This is a genomic window from Pseudomonas sp. GV085 (assembly GCF_003050925.1).
Taxonomy (GTDB): Bacteria; Pseudomonadota; Gammaproteobacteria; order Pseudomonadales; family Pseudomonadaceae; genus Aquipseudomonas.
In genome coordinates this window covers 57,667-73,090 of sequence record NZ_QAOV01000019.1, presented here as the reverse complement: position 1 = coordinate 73,090, position 15,424 = coordinate 57,667, and the positions used below count along the sequence as shown (strand labels likewise).

17 protein-coding genes are annotated in these 15,424 nt (G+C 57.8%); 8 read left to right on the top strand and 9 right to left on the bottom strand.

Features of this window, described 5'->3' with window-relative positions; translation table 11 throughout:
- Window positions 1–60 precede the first annotated feature (60 nt).
- The gene (locus C8K63_RS27875; RefSeq protein WP_108219626.1) at window positions 61–951 is read left to right on the top strand and encodes an ATP-binding protein; all 891 of its coding nucleotides are present in this window, start codon (window positions 61–63) and stop codon (window positions 949–951) included.
- Window positions 948–1,430, top strand: coding sequence for a GAF domain-containing protein (locus tag C8K63_RS27870; protein ID WP_108219625.1), 483 nt, complete (start codon window positions 948–950; stop codon window positions 1,428–1,430). Before C8K63_RS27875 ends, C8K63_RS27870 begins: the two co-directional genes overlap by 4 nt.
- A gap of 86 nt (window positions 1,431–1,516) precedes the next feature.
- Here the strand turns inward: C8K63_RS27870 and C8K63_RS27865 are convergent, their stop codons facing one another.
- The 7 genes from C8K63_RS27865 to C8K63_RS27835 all read right to left on the bottom strand — a co-directional run bounded on the left by C8K63_RS27865 (window position 1,517) and on the right by C8K63_RS27835 (window position 9,205).
- Window positions 1,517–5,158, bottom strand: coding sequence for a transporter substrate-binding domain-containing protein (locus tag C8K63_RS27865; protein ID WP_108219624.1), 3,642 nt, complete (start codon window positions 5,156–5,158; stop codon window positions 1,517–1,519).
- Window positions 5,159–5,166: 8 nt separating this feature from the next.
- Complete coding sequence (locus C8K63_RS27860; RefSeq protein WP_108219623.1) at window positions 5,167–5,793, bottom strand: response regulator transcription factor; 627 nt, start codon at window positions 5,791–5,793, stop codon at window positions 5,167–5,169.
- Between the two features lie 247 nt (window positions 5,794–6,040).
- On the bottom strand, window positions 6,041–6,433 hold the full coding sequence (locus C8K63_RS27855; RefSeq protein WP_108219622.1) for a response regulator: 393 nt from the start codon (window positions 6,431–6,433) through the stop codon (window positions 6,041–6,043).
- A gap of 177 nt (window positions 6,434–6,610) precedes the next feature.
- Window positions 6,611–7,939, bottom strand: coding sequence for a deoxyguanosinetriphosphate triphosphohydrolase (locus C8K63_RS27850; RefSeq protein WP_108219621.1), 1,329 nt, complete (start codon window positions 7,937–7,939; stop codon window positions 6,611–6,613).
- Between the two features lie 216 nt (window positions 7,940–8,155).
- Window positions 8,156–8,500 (bottom strand): hypothetical protein, encoded by a 345-nt coding sequence (locus tag C8K63_RS27845; protein ID WP_108219620.1) that lies wholly within the window; start codon window positions 8,498–8,500, stop codon window positions 8,156–8,158.
- Complete coding sequence (locus C8K63_RS27840; RefSeq protein ID WP_108219619.1) at window positions 8,497–8,889, bottom strand: phage holin family protein; 393 nt, start codon at window positions 8,887–8,889, stop codon at window positions 8,497–8,499. The genes C8K63_RS27845 and C8K63_RS27840 overlap by 4 nt, the downstream gene beginning before the upstream one ends.
- A 1-nt stretch (window position 8,890) precedes the next feature.
- On the bottom strand, window positions 8,891–9,205 hold the full coding sequence (locus C8K63_RS27835; protein ID WP_007983472.1) for a YqjD family protein: 315 nt from the start codon (window positions 9,203–9,205) through the stop codon (window positions 8,891–8,893).
- Between the two features lie 328 nt (window positions 9,206–9,533).
- Here C8K63_RS27835 and C8K63_RS27830 point away from each other — a divergent pair, with 328 nt between their 5' ends.
- From C8K63_RS27830 to C8K63_RS27815, 4 genes are all read left to right on the top strand, one after another.
- Window positions 9,534–10,742, top strand: coding sequence for an ammonium transporter (locus tag C8K63_RS27830; protein ID WP_108219618.1), 1,209 nt, complete (start codon window positions 9,534–9,536; stop codon window positions 10,740–10,742).
- A 105-nt stretch (window positions 10,743–10,847) separates the two neighbouring features.
- The gene (locus C8K63_RS27825) at window positions 10,848–11,084 is read left to right on the top strand and encodes a glutaredoxin family protein (protein WP_108219617.1); all 237 of its coding nucleotides are present in this window, start codon (window positions 10,848–10,850) and stop codon (window positions 11,082–11,084) included.
- Window positions 11,085–11,256: 172 nt separating this feature from the next.
- Entirely contained in the window at window positions 11,257–11,574 is a 318-nt protein-coding gene (locus C8K63_RS27820; RefSeq protein WP_108219616.1) for a transcriptional regulator, read from the top strand.
- A 122-nt stretch (window positions 11,575–11,696) separates the two neighbouring features.
- Window positions 11,697–12,587, top strand: coding sequence for a pseudouridine synthase (locus tag C8K63_RS27815; RefSeq protein WP_108219615.1), 891 nt, complete (start codon window positions 11,697–11,699; stop codon window positions 12,585–12,587).
- 84 nt (window positions 12,588–12,671) lie between these two features.
- Here the strand turns inward: C8K63_RS27815 and C8K63_RS27810 are convergent, their stop codons facing one another.
- Both C8K63_RS27810 and mobA read right to left on the bottom strand, forming a co-directional pair.
- Window positions 12,672–12,893, bottom strand: a complete 222-nt coding sequence (locus C8K63_RS27810; protein WP_108219614.1) for a YgdI/YgdR family lipoprotein — start codon at window positions 12,891–12,893, stop codon at window positions 12,672–12,674.
- Window positions 12,894–12,971: 78 nt separating this feature from the next.
- Window positions 12,972–13,574 carry a molybdenum cofactor guanylyltransferase MobA gene (gene mobA / locus C8K63_RS27805; RefSeq protein ID WP_108219613.1) on the bottom strand — a complete coding sequence of 201 codons (603 nt, stop codon included), beginning with the start codon at window positions 13,572–13,574 and terminating at the stop codon, window positions 12,972–12,974.
- An 81-nt stretch (window positions 13,575–13,655) separates the two neighbouring features.
- Here mobA and moaB point away from each other — a divergent pair, with 81 nt between their 5' ends.
- Window positions 13,656–14,195, top strand: a complete 540-nt coding sequence (moaB, locus tag C8K63_RS27800; RefSeq protein WP_108219612.1) for a molybdenum cofactor biosynthesis protein B — start codon at window positions 13,656–13,658, stop codon at window positions 14,193–14,195.
- The gene (gene glp / locus C8K63_RS27795) at window positions 14,179–15,405 is read left to right on the top strand and encodes a gephyrin-like molybdotransferase Glp (RefSeq protein ID WP_108219611.1); all 1,227 of its coding nucleotides are present in this window, start codon (window positions 14,179–14,181) and stop codon (window positions 15,403–15,405) included. Before moaB ends, glp begins: the two co-directional genes overlap by 17 nt.
- Window positions 15,406–15,424 lie beyond the last annotated feature (19 nt).

The window sequence follows — 15,424 nt, the reverse complement described above, 5'->3', positions numbered from 1 at the left end:
TGACGCTGTGTTTCGTCGCTGTATCACCATCATTACCGTGAACGTGCCCGAGGAGAAGTCGTGGATTCCCGATTGAATGCTTTTCTTGAACGCGCCGATGCCGTTCTGGCCCGTATCGAGCCGTTGCTGCCGGCCCCCCGGCCAGCCATCGACTGGACGCAATGCCTGGCCGCGCGCTGGCAGCGTGAGTCGCGCGGCGGTTATCTGATGCCGCTGGAGGTCTGCCTCGACATGCGCCTGTCGGACCTGATCGGCGTCGACCGGCAAGTCGAGCAGCTTGGGCGCAATACCCGACAGTTTCTCGATGGCATGCCGGCCAACCACGCCTTGCTCTGGGGCTCGCGCGGCACGGGCAAGTCGTCACTGGTGCGCGCCTTGTTGGCCGAGCACGCCCAAGCCGGTTTGCGCTTGATCGAGATTGAACGTGATCACCTGGCAGACCTGCCGCGAGTGGTCGAACAGATCGGCAAACTGCCCCAGCGTTTCGTGCTGTTTTGCGATGACCTTTCCTTCGAGTCGGGCGAGGGTGATTACCGAGTGCTCAAAAGCGTCCTCGATGGCTCGCTGGAACAGGCGCCGGACAACGTTTTGCTGTACGCCACGTCCAACCGTCGCCACTTGGTGCCGGAAAAGGAAAGCGACAACGAAAACTGGAAACGGGTCGACGGCGAATTGCATCCAAGCGAGGCGGTGGAAGACAAGATCGCGCTGTCGGACCGCTTCGGCCTGTGGCTGTCGTTCTATCCGTTTACCCAGGAACACTTCCTCGACGTCGTCGAACACTGGATCGGCCAGTTGGCCGGCAAGGCCGGACTGGCGTGGCAGCGCACCGAGGAACTGGACATTCTGGCGGTACGCTGGGCCACCGGCCGGGGCAATCGCAATGGACGTTGCGCTTATCAATTTGCCCGTTATTGGGTCGGGCTGAAACTGTTGGAGCACAAGGCATGATCGATTTACAAAAGAGCGGCCAGGGCCTCGAGGGCTACGGCATGCTGCACGCGCAACTGGAGTCCTTGCTGGCGGACGAGCGGGATTTCATCGCCAATGCCGCGCAGTTCTCGGCGTTTCTGTTCAATCAGCTCGATGACTTGAACTGGGCCGGCTTCTACCTCAACCGCCATGAAGAACTGGTGCTGGGGCCGTTTCAGGGGCAGATTGCTTGCGTGCGGATTCCATTCGGTCGCGGCGTATGCGGGACAGCGGCAGCCACCTTGCAGACTCAGTTGGTCGAAGATGTGCACGCGTTTCCCGGTCACATTGCCTGCGACAGCGCCTCGAACAGCGAACTGGTGGTGCCGCTGGTCAAGGACGGCCGATTGATCGGCGTGCTCGATCTCGACAGTCCGAAACTGGCGCGTTTCACTGCACAGGACCAGGCAGGAATCGAACATCTGGCGGCGATTTTCCTGCGGCTGACCGACTGCTGATCAAGACCCCGGGCCTGCCTTGAGCAGCAGGCCTGACGCCGGTTTTCTCCATGATGGTCAACGCACTGCCGAGGGGCCAGGCATCGTCAAGGCTCTGTCACTTTGCCTTCGTCGTAATGCTCGATCTGACGTAGTAACGCGTCCTCCAGTTCAAGCATGGCGCACTCCATGGATTTGCAGCATGCAGCCACATTTTCGCGATCGAAATCCTCATGGCAGGCTGCTTCGAGTGCCTCGCAGCGGTCGATCAAGCGGGATGCCTGCACTATCCGGGCTGCGCCTTTGATTTTGTGGGCAATGTCCTGCAGCGCCTGCGTATCCCCTGAGCTGGATAGTGCCAACAGTGTTTGCAGATCCTGGCGGTTGCTATTCACTAACTCGTTGAGCAATCGCCGGTTCAACATCGGGTTGCCTCCGGTCATCAGTTTCAACCCGTGCAGGTTGAACGCCGGGGTTGTCTGGGTGGGCCCAATGCCTTCCACCCATTGACTCAAGGCACCGAGGCTGAGGGGTTTGAACAGGCAGTCGTCCATTCCCGCCTGTTTGCAGCGCTGTACTTCTTCCGGTTGCGCGTTGGCAGTAAAGCCGAGAACGGTGCAAGGAGGACGATGGTTTTGTCGTTCATGCTGGCGAATGGCGCGGGCCAGCTCGTAACCGTTCATGACCGGCATGTTGCAATCGGCGATCACCAGATCAAACGGCTGGTCTTTCCATGCATCCAGTCCCTCCTGGCCATCGGCCGCGACGGTAAATCGATGTCCAAGAAACTCCAGTTGCTGGCACGTGAGCAAGCGATTGGCCGGGTGATCGTCGACTACCAGCACACTCAACGGGGTTGTGGCGACGATGATTTGCGTTTCGGCCACCTGGGCTGACTGTTGCAGCGGCAACGTTTCCAGCAGCAGCAACACCTCCACTTGAGTGCCGACGCCCGGCTCGCTGCGCAATTGCAGACTGCCGCCCATCATCTCGCAGAGGTTGCGGCTGATCACCAGCCCCAGCCCTGCGCCCCCCCTGGCCGATTGCATGGCGTTGTCGGCCTGGGCGAAGGGTTCGAACAGGTGCTGTTGATCCTGTTCGCTGATCCCGATACCACTGTCGTGAACCTGCACCTGCATCTGCACGCGCCCGGATTGCGTTGCCGGCTGCAGATCGACAATGACCCGGACCTGACCTTGCTCGGTAAACTTGATGGCATTGCTGATCAGGTTGGACAGCACTTGCTTGAAGCGCAAAGGGTCCAGCAACACATCGAAGGTCGGGTTGGCCGGTGAGAACTCCAGTACCAGCTCGAGCTCCTTCTGTCGGGCCAGGCCATCGAAAATCCGCACGACCGAGGCTACGAGTTCACCCGCAATAACGCGCTCCGGGCTCAGGCTCAAGCGTCCTGATTCGATTCTGGCAATGTCTAGAATGTCGCCAATCAGCTCCAGCAACCCTTTCGCCGAGTTGTACGCGACATCAATGGCCGCACGCTCCGGGTGCTGATGATCAAGACGCTTGAGTGTCAGTTCAAGCATGCCGATGATTGCATTCATCGGCGTGCGGATCTCATGGCTCATCGTGGCTAGAAACGTGCTTTTGGCCCGGTTTGCGTTATCGGCACGTTCTTTCGCGCAACGCAGATCATCGAGCAGTTGCCGCCGTTCGCTGATATCGATCCAGCCACCGATAATGCCTTGCACTTTTGCGCTGGAATCCCGATAGGGAAGAATCCAGTGATAGATCGTCAGCCGCCGGCCGCCAATGTGCAGTTCGCGATCGACGATCAAAGGCCTGCCCTCGGCCACCACGCGTTGGTAGTCAGCCTGGTACTCCCGGGCTTCGAATACATTGCTCATCGAGCCCTGCATGACACTTTTGCCGATGACATCTTCACGCCTGGCACTGAACGCTTGCAGGTAACTGTCGTTGCAACTTTGCAGTAGCCCCTGGCGATCACGTACATAGATCGGATGGGGCGTGCCATTGACCAGCGATCGCATGAACTCGAACTGATCGTTCAACGCACGCTCGGCAGCCTTGCGTTGCTTGATCTGGCGTCGCATGTAGTCGTTCCACGCAATGGAAATCAGCAACAGCAAGCCGGCACCGATGACGATCTGATAGAACAGTCGTTGATAGTTGCGCCAGGTGTTTTGCGAAGACGCCGAATAGCCGCGCCAACGGCTGTTGATGATGCCCAGCTCTTCCGGCGAGATGCTTAGTAACGCCTTGTCGAGAATCGCGTTCAGCTCTTTGGCGCCCTGAGCAGTGGCAAGGGAAAACGCTGCCTGCTCGGTGCCGATGGTGGTGCTGATTTGCAGTGTGTGCTCGAACAGTCGCGACGAAATGAAGTAATTGGCAATGATCAGTGAGTTCACCGCGCCCTCGGCCTGGCCTCCGGCGAGTAACTCTACGGCGCTGAAGGTGTCCGGGGCTTCGATCAACTTGATCCGGGGAAATTCTCTGCGCAGGTAGTCCATGAGTGGATTGCCGCGGGCAATGGCCAGGCGCTTGTCCTGCAACTGCACGAGGTTGGTCGGGCTGTCGGCGGCTTTGCGGGTCAGCAGGACGTAGGAATTTTCCAGAAAGGGTCGGGTAAAGTTCAGTTGGGTTTGACGTTGCGCGCTGGGAAGCAACGCGGCGATCACATCGGCCTTGTTGTCCTTGATCTGTTTGATCATCTCGTCATCGCTCCGACTGTGCCGGATGTCAAAGCGCAAGCCGGTGCGCAGTCTGATCAGCTCAAGCAAATCTGCGGTGACCCCGCGAAAGTTGCCGTTGCTATCGAAAAACGTCAGTGGCGCAAAGGCTTCGTTGACGACGACGCGCACTATCGGGTGGCGTGCCAGCCAGCGTTCTTCCCGTTCAGTGAGTTGCAACTTTTGATCGGTCAGCAGAATGTCGCTGCCGGCGCTCCAGCGTTTGGCGATGTTTTCTCGTTCACTGGAGGGGATGGCCGTGATCGTCGCGTTGATGATGCCAAGCAGCTCGGGGTTGTTCCTGTTAACGGCGAAGCTGAAACCATAGGCTTCATGTTTGCCGAAGTTGGCCATCCGGATATTGTTCAAGTATCCCTTGTTGATCATGTAGTGAGTTGAAATGGTGTCACCGAGAAACACGTCCGCCTGATCGAAAGCAACGGCGTTGATTGCATTCTGGTAGGAGGGATAGGACGTGATGATCGCCTTCGGGTACAACGCCCTGACTTCCGTCAGCGGCAAGTAGTGATACACCATGCTCAGGCGCAATCCGGCCAGGCCATCGGTGAGGGATCGGGTTTCCCCTTCGCGGGTCACCAATACGGGCTGGTCGACGGCATAGGGTATCGACAGTGCAATGTCGGCATTGCCAGCTTCGAATCCATTCGCGGTGCCTAGCAGATCGACTTCGCCGCTTTCCAGTGCAGCGATCGCGGCCCCTCGGGAATCGAAACGCTGAACCTTGACGGGCAAACCGGTTATTTTTTCCAGAAGACCCGCGTAATCGGCAGTAAACCCTTCATAGTCCTGCCCACTGGTGGTCAGGTCGAAAGGGGGGTAGTCCGGGGCCGACGTCCCGAGCGTCAGTTCTTGTTTTTGCTTTATCCATTGCCGTTGGGATTCATCCAGTCGAACCTCCATTGCTCCGGCCTTCGAACGGCTGAGCAGCGTGTAGTGTTCACTGTTCGGTGCCCCAAACAACGAGGTGCTCACGCATAGACCTGCAGTCACCTGTATCAGATAAACCTTCAAACGGCTGGGCATCGAGGATCTCACACTAGCGCGTTTCGTTTAGCCATCTCGATTAGTTCAACCAGGGATTTGGCTTTGAGCTTCTGCATGAGGCGCTTTTTGTAGGTGCTCACGGTCTTGTTGCTCAGAAACATCCCCTTGGCGATTTCCTTGTTTGTGCGACCTTGGGCAAAAAGTTGTAAGACCATCAGTTCCCGGTCGTTTACGGATTTGAACAGTTCCAGTTCGATGCAGCGTGTTTCATCTCCGCGAACGGGGTTCAAGGCCTCACTCGGAAAATAGTTGTAACCTGCAAATACCGCTTTTATGGCGCTGACCAGTTCACTGATGTCCTCTTGTTTGCAGACATAGCCCGAGGCACCGGATTGCATGCAACGAATGCCGAAAAGTGTCGGGCATTGTGCTGTCAGTACCAGTGTTTTAATAGGTGTATTCATTGCGTTGAATCGGGATAGCACTTCCAGGCCATCCAGTTTTGGAATGCTGATGTCGAGAATGACCAGATCCGGCATGCATTCGCGAACCATCTGCATGGCGTCGACCCCATTGTCAGTTTCGCCGACGACTTTGTAACCTTCATGCTCCAGCAGCATTCGAACGGCAAGGCGGATAACCGGGTGATCGTCGACAATAAAAACGGAGTTCATAATCAAGTCCCATGCGAGCTCAAATAAAGCGCGCACCTTAGCTCAGATACTTGAAGGGCCGCATGAACTGACCGAGCTGTAGCAGCAATATAGGAGAAATCCTACAGATTAAAAGGAATGGGACTACGTATCAACTAGGTTTCTTATTAGGAAGGCTAAGGAAGTCCAGCGCTTTGGTGCACTTTGGAAGGAAGTTGTCTGTAAGTTTTACGCTGTATGTCTTCCGGCTTTTATATGTTTCTTTTTTCTATAGTGGTGCTGAGGTCAACAAGTCTCTAAATTCAGATTGTTTCAGCGGTTTTATCAAGTATCCCAATAATGGCAGCCCGTAATCAGTGGCCGTTTTTACAAGCTCATCCAATTCAGACGTTGTCAGGCTACTCAGAATGATCGCCTGTCTGATCAGCCCTCGCTGGCTGGCGAACCGGACCAGATCGAGTCCCGTCAGATCGGGCAGGCATTGATCGCATAAAAGAATGTCGAACGGTTGGTCGGCTCCGAGCATTTGCTGCATGGCGCTTTTGGCGCTATCGGAGGTAGTCAGCCGGGTGAAACCATAACTTTCCAGCAAGTACTGAGTGGCTATTAGTTGGAAGGGATGGTCTTCCACCACGAGGATGCGTAGATCGTCTTCGGCCATGGGCGCACTTCATCTGTCGAACAGAAGGGAGGGCGATTGTTTCGCGAGAGTGCCGGACAAGCGATCAGTTTGCTCGACAGGTGCTGTAGGGCGATTCGACGAAACTTGAGTGCTGTTGGAGTTTGAAGGGGGGATCAGCCATTACGAATGCCGTAATGGCTGATCAATCGATACACCTCAGTGGCTGGCGCGTCCGGTCATTTCCAAGGCCATGTCACTGGCATAGCTGTCGGTCATGCCGGCGATGAAATCAATCATGCGCAAAAACGAAGTGTGCAATGGGCCGTGAGGGTCGGGTGCATTGTTGCCCAGAAGATCAAGGATACGACGGCTCTTGAACGACGGCGTACGTCCGTTGTGTTGCTCCAGCGCTGCGCCGCAAAAGGCGTTGAGCAGGATTTCCAGTGTGGTGTAGGCACCGATCTCGTGCAGAGTCTTGCGTTTGTCCTGGAAGATTTTCTTGCGGGCCATGTCCTTGGCATTCAGCACGCAACGCTTGGCGGGACCGTGCATGTGTTCCACCAGGTCGCCGCAAAGCGTACCGGCCAACAGCGCATCCTGTTGCTCGACAAACGCCCGGGCCGCGGCATTGGTCAAGTGCTCGATGGCTTTACCGCGCAGTATCGCCAGTTTGCGTCGGCGCGAATCGCCGGGGCCGAGCTGGCGATAGGTCTCCGGCAAGTCATCGCCCACCAGGCCCAGCAGCAGGGATTCGACTTCGGCGTATTCCAGCAACTCCATTTCCAGGCCGTCTTCCAGGTCGATCAGTGCATAGCAGATGTCGTCGGCAGCCTCCATCAGGTACACCAGAGGATGTCGCGCCCAACGTTGCTCCTCCAGTTGTGGCAGGCCGAGTTTATGGGCGATCTGCTCGAGTAGCGGCAGCTCGCTCTGATAACAGCCGAACTTGTGTTTCTTGTAGCCCAGCGAGTCGGCGTGCCTGGCCGTCCATGGATACTTCAGGTACGTGCCCAGCGTTGCATAGGTCAGTCGGGTGCCGCCGTCGAACTGGTGATACTCCAGTTGAGTGAGTACCCGAAAGCCCTGGGCATTGCCTTCGAAATTCAGGAAGTCATTGCGCTCGGCTTCACTCATTGCATCCAGCCAGCCACGGCCGGCGGCTTGCTGGAACCAGTGCCGGATCGCGTCTTCACCGGAATGGCCGAAAGGCGGGTTGCCGATGTCGTGTGCCAGGCAAGCCGATTGCACCACCATCCCCAGGTCGCTGGGTTCGCACCAGTCGGGCAGGGCATTGCGGATGGTTTCGCCGACCCGCATGCCCAGTGAACGACCCACGCAACTGACTTCCAGCGAGTGGGTCAGGCGCGTATGAATGTGATCATTGCTGGACACCGGATGGACCTGGGTCTTGCGCCCGAGGCGGCGGAAAGCCCCCGAGAAAATGATGCGGTCGTGGTCTTTGTGAAAAGGGCTGCGGCCGAGTTCTTCAGGGCTGTGCAGAGGCTTTCCGAGGCGTTCGCGGGTAAGCAGAGTGTGCCAATCCAAGGCGGGGTCTCTCCGTCAGGTGACTGATGGCCTAGCTTCCCGTTTCGCGCCATGACCTGCAAGCGGAACTACAACTCGGCGGCGTCGATATCGAGGCCTCCTTGTAAGATCTTTTTTTGCAGGGTGCCTGTTGACCGGATAGGCACACAGGATTGCACCCCTCGATAGAGGGGCGCATCCCGTCGGCATGGCAAGAATACAGCCAGAAAAAACTGGTCAGTCTTTGCGCGAAGAGCCCTGCGTGATCAGCTTGATCAGCGGCGCCAGTGTGGCACCGAGCCGGACCAGCCGGGTCAGGCTGCTGAGGCCGCCACCGTTTTTTGCACCCTTGCCGCTCAGAAAGCCCAGCAAGGTGACGGCGGCCACGCCCCAGAGTGGCGCGTGCTTGATACCAAAACCGTCCTGCAGGTTTTGTGTGATCCCGCGCACCCGCTGCAAAGGTTGTAGCAGTTGCGCGGATTCGTGGCGGATTTCCTGACGATGCATTTCCATGCGCAAGCGGATCAGGGCCTTGCGCATTTCCGTGCGAGAGCTGTTGTGTGGCAATTCAGGCAGGCTCATGGCAGCAGGCGCTCCCGATCGTTGGCCAGCTCTTGCAGTGTGCCGTGGAAGGGCGAGGATTCATCGAAAATCGCTGCTCTCAAACGCATTCCACAGAATATGGCGGCGAGGGTGTAGAACACACAGAGCCCGATGATGGCGGTCAGGCGATAGGTGTCCCAGAACACGATAAGCACCAGCGTCGACAACCCCACCAACAGCAGCAATGCAAACACCAGTGCCAGGCCGGCAAACAGCAACAGGCTGACGGTGCGGGCTTTTTGTTCCTGCAATTCGATGCCGAACAGTTCGACATGGCTGTGCAGCAACCCAAGGAAGGCAGCGCCCAGGCGCCGCGATGAGGAGCTGCTGGTACCCGCTACAGACGGGCCGGATTCACCGATCGACATATCAGCGCCGGCTGGCCAGCAGGCCGATCAGGAACCCCACGCCGGCCGCGATCCCGACGGATTGCCAAGGGTTGGCCTGGACATAGTCTTCAGTGGCGGTGACAGCTGCCTTGCCGCGTTCGCGCAGGGAGTCTTCGGTCAGTTTCAGGGTTTCACGGGCACGCAAGAGACTGTCGTGAATCTGCTCGCGCAATTCGTCGGCCTGATCGCCGGCCAGGGTCGCGGTGTGCTCCAGCAACCGTTCGGTGTCACTGACCAGTGTCTGAAAGTCGTTCATCAGGATTTCTTGGGCGGTCTTTGCCTGGGTGCGGGCCATGGTGGATCTCCTTAAGTGGCTTTCTGATGCGTTCGAGTATGAGCCTTCGGCGAAGGTTCAGTACAAATGACTGGTACAACTTTTGCTTTGTCGTGGTGCACCGGTTCGCACCATTGCGCTATGGCCGGGCATGATTTCAGTAAAACCGTAGGACCAACAATCAAAAACTCGCGTAAACGTCCGGGGCGCGTTTTTCCTGGAGGGCGTCCGTGCGCCAAAGTGGTTCAACGAGATCAGTGCGCTGATGCTTGGAAGCCGCAACTTGGTGCACGGACAGTCATCGCGAACTGCTTTGGTGCTTTTTTCTGCCATAAGGTCTGCCCATCCCATGGAAAACCTGCAAAGCGCTGTGGACACCCTGGTCCATAGCTCCAACACGCTGTTCATTCTGATCGGTGCGGTCATGGTTCTGGCCATGCACGCCGGTTTTGCCTTTCTCGAAGTCGGAACCGTGCGACAGAAAAACCAGGTCAATGCGTTGTCGAAAATCCTCAGTGACTTCGCCGTTTCGACACTGGCCTACTTCTTTATAGGCTATTGGATTTCCTATGGCGTGACATTCATGCAGCCAGCGGCCGTGCTCAATGCCGACCATGGCTATGGACTGGTGAAGTTTTTCTTCCTGCTGACCTTTGCCGCGGCGATCCCGGCGATCATTTCCGGCGGGATCGCCGAGCGCGCCCGGTTTGTCCCGCAATTGTGTGCAACCGCGTTGATTGTCGCGTTCATCTATCCGTTCTTCGAAGGCGTGGTCTGGAATGGCAACCTGGGTTTGCAAGCCTGGTTGCTGGAGCGCTTCGGCGCCGGTTTCCATGATTTCGCAGGCTCCGTGGTGGTGCATGCCATGGGCGGTTGGCTGGCACTGGCGGCGGTGCTGTTGCTCGGGCCACGTAATGGCCGCTATCGCGAAGGTCGCCTGGTTGCGTTCGCGCCATCGAGCATCCCGTTTCTGGCGTTGGGCTCGTGGATCCTGATCGTTGGCTGGTTCGGCTTCAACGTCATGAGCGCGCAAACCCTGCAAGGTGTCAGCGGACTGGTGGCGGTGAACTCGCTAATGGCCATGGTGGGCGGTACGGTGGCGGCGTTGATTGTCGGGCGCAACGACCCCGGCTTTCTGCATAACGGTCCGTTGGCGGGGCTCGTGGCAATCTGTGCCGGTTCCGACCTGATGCATCCTGTGGGGGCGCTGGTCACCGGTGCCATCGCGGGGGCCCTGTTTGTCTGGTGCTTTACCGCGGCCCAAGGCAAATGGCGCATCGACGATGTATTGGGTGTGTGGCCGTTGCATGGCTTGTGCGGCGTGTGGGGCGGCATTGCCTGCGGCATTTTCGGTCAGAGCGCCTTGGGCGGGCTGGGTGGGGTCAGTTTGATCAGCCAGTTGATCGGCACTGCACTGGGCATCACTGTGGCCCTGGCCGGCGGGTTTGCCGTGTATGGCGCGATCAAGGCGTTGCATGGATTGCGCCTGAGTCAGGAACAGGAGTATTACGGCGCGGACCTGTCGATCCACAAGATCGGTGCCGTGAGCCAGGACTGATTCAGGTCTTTTCATCGTCTGTGGCATCAGGGCAGGGAGCTCAATGGCTCGACGGTTTTTCGGGGCAGGCCTAGAATGATCAATTCATTATCTGGTTGAGCGCTCATGTATCCCGAATGTCAGCTGTTCGGCACCCTTGGATGCCACCTCTGTGAAGTAGCCGAAGCCATGTTGATGGAGTTCGTCGAGCGCGGCCTGCTGGTGGAACTGGTGGATATCGCCGACGATGAAGAGTGGTACGCCGCTTACAGCCTGCGAATTCCAGTGCTGCGACGAGTTGATACCGGCGCTGAGCTGGGCTGGCCGTTCAGTGCCGATCAGGTGGTGATATTCCTGCGTTGAGCGGTTTTTGCGCTGGCGACATGTCCCGCCTGTCGAACTTTGCGATTGATCCCCTTGGCTTAATCGGTGTTGATCGGATACTGTATGCTCATACAGTTATTCGCGGCGCCTGCCTTGCCGCTCCTGATTTACGGGAGTGAGCCGGCAAGCCCGAGCGTGAGAGGGATGAATCGTGGTCAATGTCGAACAGTTGAAGAACAGCGTGAACCGGATGTCCGCAGACGTCGTGCGCGAAGCCGTCCTTGAGTTGAGTCTGGATGGTCTGGTGACCGAGGGGAAAACGCCCTTCAATAAAACGCATTTCAATACCTGTTTCGCAGAAATCGAAGCCTTGTTTCAGCGCGCGGGATATCACCGGCAACTCGATGTCGTGGGTTATCAGGGATTGTTGTACGCCCTGTATGACCCTGCCCGCTGGGAGGCAGTCGATGTGTTGCGCTGGCTCAAGGAGTACACCGAAGCGGCGGCGCGCACGCTGATCCCGGCTTGAGGAATCTCCTCCAGTGGCGTTCTCAATTAGTTTTCACGGGAAAACTAATTGAGAACGGCCCCTAGGTTCATTCCCCTTGCTGTTGGATAATGCCGCTCTGCACTGAGGGTTAGAGCTTTCGTATGTCCACTTCTTCTTTTTCCGCGGCACACAGTCAGGCCAGTACGCTCTACTTGCCGCCCGGCCAGTGGCACACCGTTGTCGATTGCCTGTGCGAGCATTTCAGCGCCATCGGTCGCGAACAATGGCTGGACAGAATCGCCCGTGGCCGGGTCCTCGATGGACAGGGCATGCCGATAGCCCTCGATCTGGCCTACAAGGAAGGTTTGCGGATTCATTATTTTCGCGAGGTGCCGGATGAAAAGCCGATCCCGGTGATCGAGTCGATCCTGTACGCGGACGAGCATCTGGTGGTGGCCGACAAACCGCACTTTCTGCCCGTGACGCCGGCTGGCGAATACGTCGAACAGACGCTGCTCAGGCGCTTGATCCGTCGCCTGGACAACCCGCATCTGGTGCCATTGCATCGCATCGACCGGCATACCGCAGGGCTGGTACTGTTTTCCGCCAATCCGCAGAGTCGTTCGGCTTATCAGTCGTTGTTTCCAACCCGGCAGATCGAAAAGCGTTACGAGGCCATCGCAGCGGCGTTGCCTGAGCTTGCTTTCCCGTTGGTGCATAAAAGCCGACTGGTCGATGGCGAACCGTTTTTCCGCATGCAGGAGGGGCCCGGGGCCAGCAACACCGAGACAGCGATGCAAGTCAGGGAGAAACAGGGGGATCTCTGGCGTTACGGTCTTTACCCGGTGACGGGCAAGAAACATCAGCTGCGGGTACATATGGCGGCGTTGGGAGCCGGTATCTGCAACGACCCGTTTTACCCCGAGGTGCTCAAGGATGCGCAGGATGACTACGCCAATCCTTTGAAACTGCTGGCTCAGGGGCTGAAATTTATCGATCCGGTCACAGGCCGGGCGCGAGAGTTCGAGAGTGAAATCACCCTGCAATGGTGATCACAAAGCTACCCTGAAGCATTGTTCTTCAGGCATGAAAAAGCCCGCATCAAGCGGGCTTTTCTGTATCCGGCGGTGCCAGGATTACAGCTCCTTAACGGTACGAACCTGGTCTTTGTTGATACGGGTCTGTTTGCCGTCGAGCTGTTCGAATTCGTAGAAACCGGAATCCTTGTCGAAATCTGGCGTGTCGACGGCCTGGATTTCGCGACCGTCATTCAAGGTGATCACCGTAGGTGATGCGCAACCGGCGAGGGTGGCGAGACCGAGTGCGAGCATGAAAGTGGCGAGGGTCCGTTGAGTCATGAGTGTGTATCTCCGAAAAAGAAATCTTTGGTTACTGAACTTGAGACGTGCACCGTTCGCGCAAGTTCCTGATTAATCTCAGTCTGACACAGTGTTATGACCGCTTAACAGTTCCGGCGTGTTGAGGTTGGCCAGCCGAGGGTCCTTGTCGGGGCATTGCAGTGCGGTCGCACCGAGCTTGCGCATCAACCGGCCAGGGCTGCGCTCACCTTCGTTCCAGGCGTTTTCAAATGCTGCCCTGTGTAGCACAGGAATCACACACAACAACGGTTCCCAGTGGCCATCATGCCGCACCATCAGCGGCTTTTCCGGATGCAGGTTGGCGGCCTCGCGCATATTGCCGATCAGCGCCGCATCAATGCCGGGAACGTCGCAGGGCAGGACCAGCAGATGGGTATGACGAGCCGCTTTCAGGCCTGCGCGAATACCGGCCAGCGGCCCGGGGAAGTCACCTTCATCATCGTGGACCAACTGGTCGGCGTAGGGCTCGTACTTCTCAAGGTTGCGATTGCAGGAGATGATCAGGTCATCGGTCAGCGGGCGGGTCTTGCGATGCAAGTGTGCAATCAACGGTTCGCCGTGCCAGTCCAGCAATCCTTTGTCCCGCCCGCCCATACGTTGGCCGCGCCCGCCCGCCAGGAGCAGAATGGAGCAGGGTGGCAATTGTGAATTCGAGGTCATGGCAGGTCTCCATGGGAGCGGCGAAAAAACCGAGCGCTGTGATATAACACCGGGCTGTTTCTCCTACAACTGGACGAGCCTATGAAAGCCAAGGCTGATGTGCCTTTCGCACCACTGAATATTGCAGTGCTGACTGTCAGCGATACCCGCACACTGGAAACCGACACCTCAGGTCAGGTCTTTGTCGACCGCCTGACCGCTGCCGGTCATAACCTGGCAGCCCGGGTGTTGCTCAAAGATGACCTCTACAAAATTCGCGCGCAAGTCGCCAACTGGATTGCCGACGATGTCGTGCAGGTTGTGCTGATCACCGGCGGAACCGGTTTTACCGGGCGTGATAGCACGCCGGAAGCCGTCAGTTGCCTGCTGGACAAACAGGTTGATGGATTTGGTGAGCTGTTTCGCCAGATCTCGGTTGCCGATATCGGCACCTCGACCGTTCAGTCCCGGACGTTGGCCGGTTTGGCTAACGGCACGTTGGTTTGCTGCTTGCCGGGCTCGACCAATGCCGTGCGCACCGGTTGGGACGGCATACTGGCCGAGCAACTGGATTCGCGGCATCGTCCGTGCAATTTCGTGCCTCACTTGAAACAGGCAGCGCCTTGTGAATCCCGTGGGTAAGCCTGGCAAGACTGGCAGCCTGATGCCCGTCGAGCTGGCGTTGGCACGCTTGCTGGAAATGGCCGAGGCCTCAAGGATTGTCGAGCGCGAACGCTTGCCGTTGGCACAGGTACAGGGGCGTGTACTGGCTGAAGACCTGGTGTCGACCCTTGATCTGCCACCCTGGCCCAACAGTGCCATGGATGGTTTTGCCCTGCGCATGGCTGACTGGACGGGAGAGCCGTTGGTGGTCAGTCAGAAGGTGTTTGCCGGCCAGGCCCCCGATCCGTTGCAGCCAGGAACCTGTGCGCGCATTTTCACCGGGGCGCCTGTTCCCGCCGGTGCCGATTGCGTCGAGATGCAGGAAAATGTCGAGGTTCAGGCGGATGAGCGAGTACGTTTCGCTGAAGCCTTGACCCAAGGTCAGAACATCCGTCCGCAAGGCCAGGAAACCACCGTCGGCGAGCTGATTCTGCCGGCAGGTACGCGGTTGGGGCCGATCGAGCAAGGATTGGCTGCCTCATTGGGGTGCGCTGAGCTGGAGGTGGTTCGCAAGGTGCGTGTGGCGGTGCTGTCCACCGGCGACGAATTGATTGAGCCTGGGCAGACGCTGGGGCCGGGACAGATCTACAACAGCAACCGGGTGTTGTTGTGCAGCTGGTTGCAGCGTTTGGGGTGTGAGGTCGTCGACGCGGGAATTCTGCCAGACAATCTGGAAACCACTCGCTCCCGATTGGGTGAGTTGAAGGATGTCGACCTGATCCTCTCGACCGGTGGCGTATCGGTAGGGGAAGCCGATTTTCTGGGCATCGCCTTGCGTGAAGAGGGCGAATTGACGCTGTGGAAACTCGCCATCAAGCCCGGTAAACCGCTGACCTTCGGACATTTTCGCGGAGTGCCGGTGATTGGCTTGCCGGGCAATCCGGCATCGACCCTCGTGACTTTTGCATTGTTGGCCAGGCCCTATCTCTTGCGCCGTCAGGGTGTAAAAGAAGTCGAGCCGCTGAAGGTGCAGGTGCCGGCAGGGTTTGACTGGCTCAAACCTGGCAATCGGCGTGAGTATTTGCGCGCACGGCTGGAAAACGGCAGGGCGACGATCTACAAAAACCAGAGTTCTGGCGTACTGCGTAGCGCCGCCTGGGCTGATGGATTGGTAGAAGTCCTGGAAGGTCGCACGCTGGTTCAGGGCGATAGCGTTTTCTTCATTCCACTGAGTGAAGTTCTGAGCTGATGGTTTCAGCGGCCTGGTC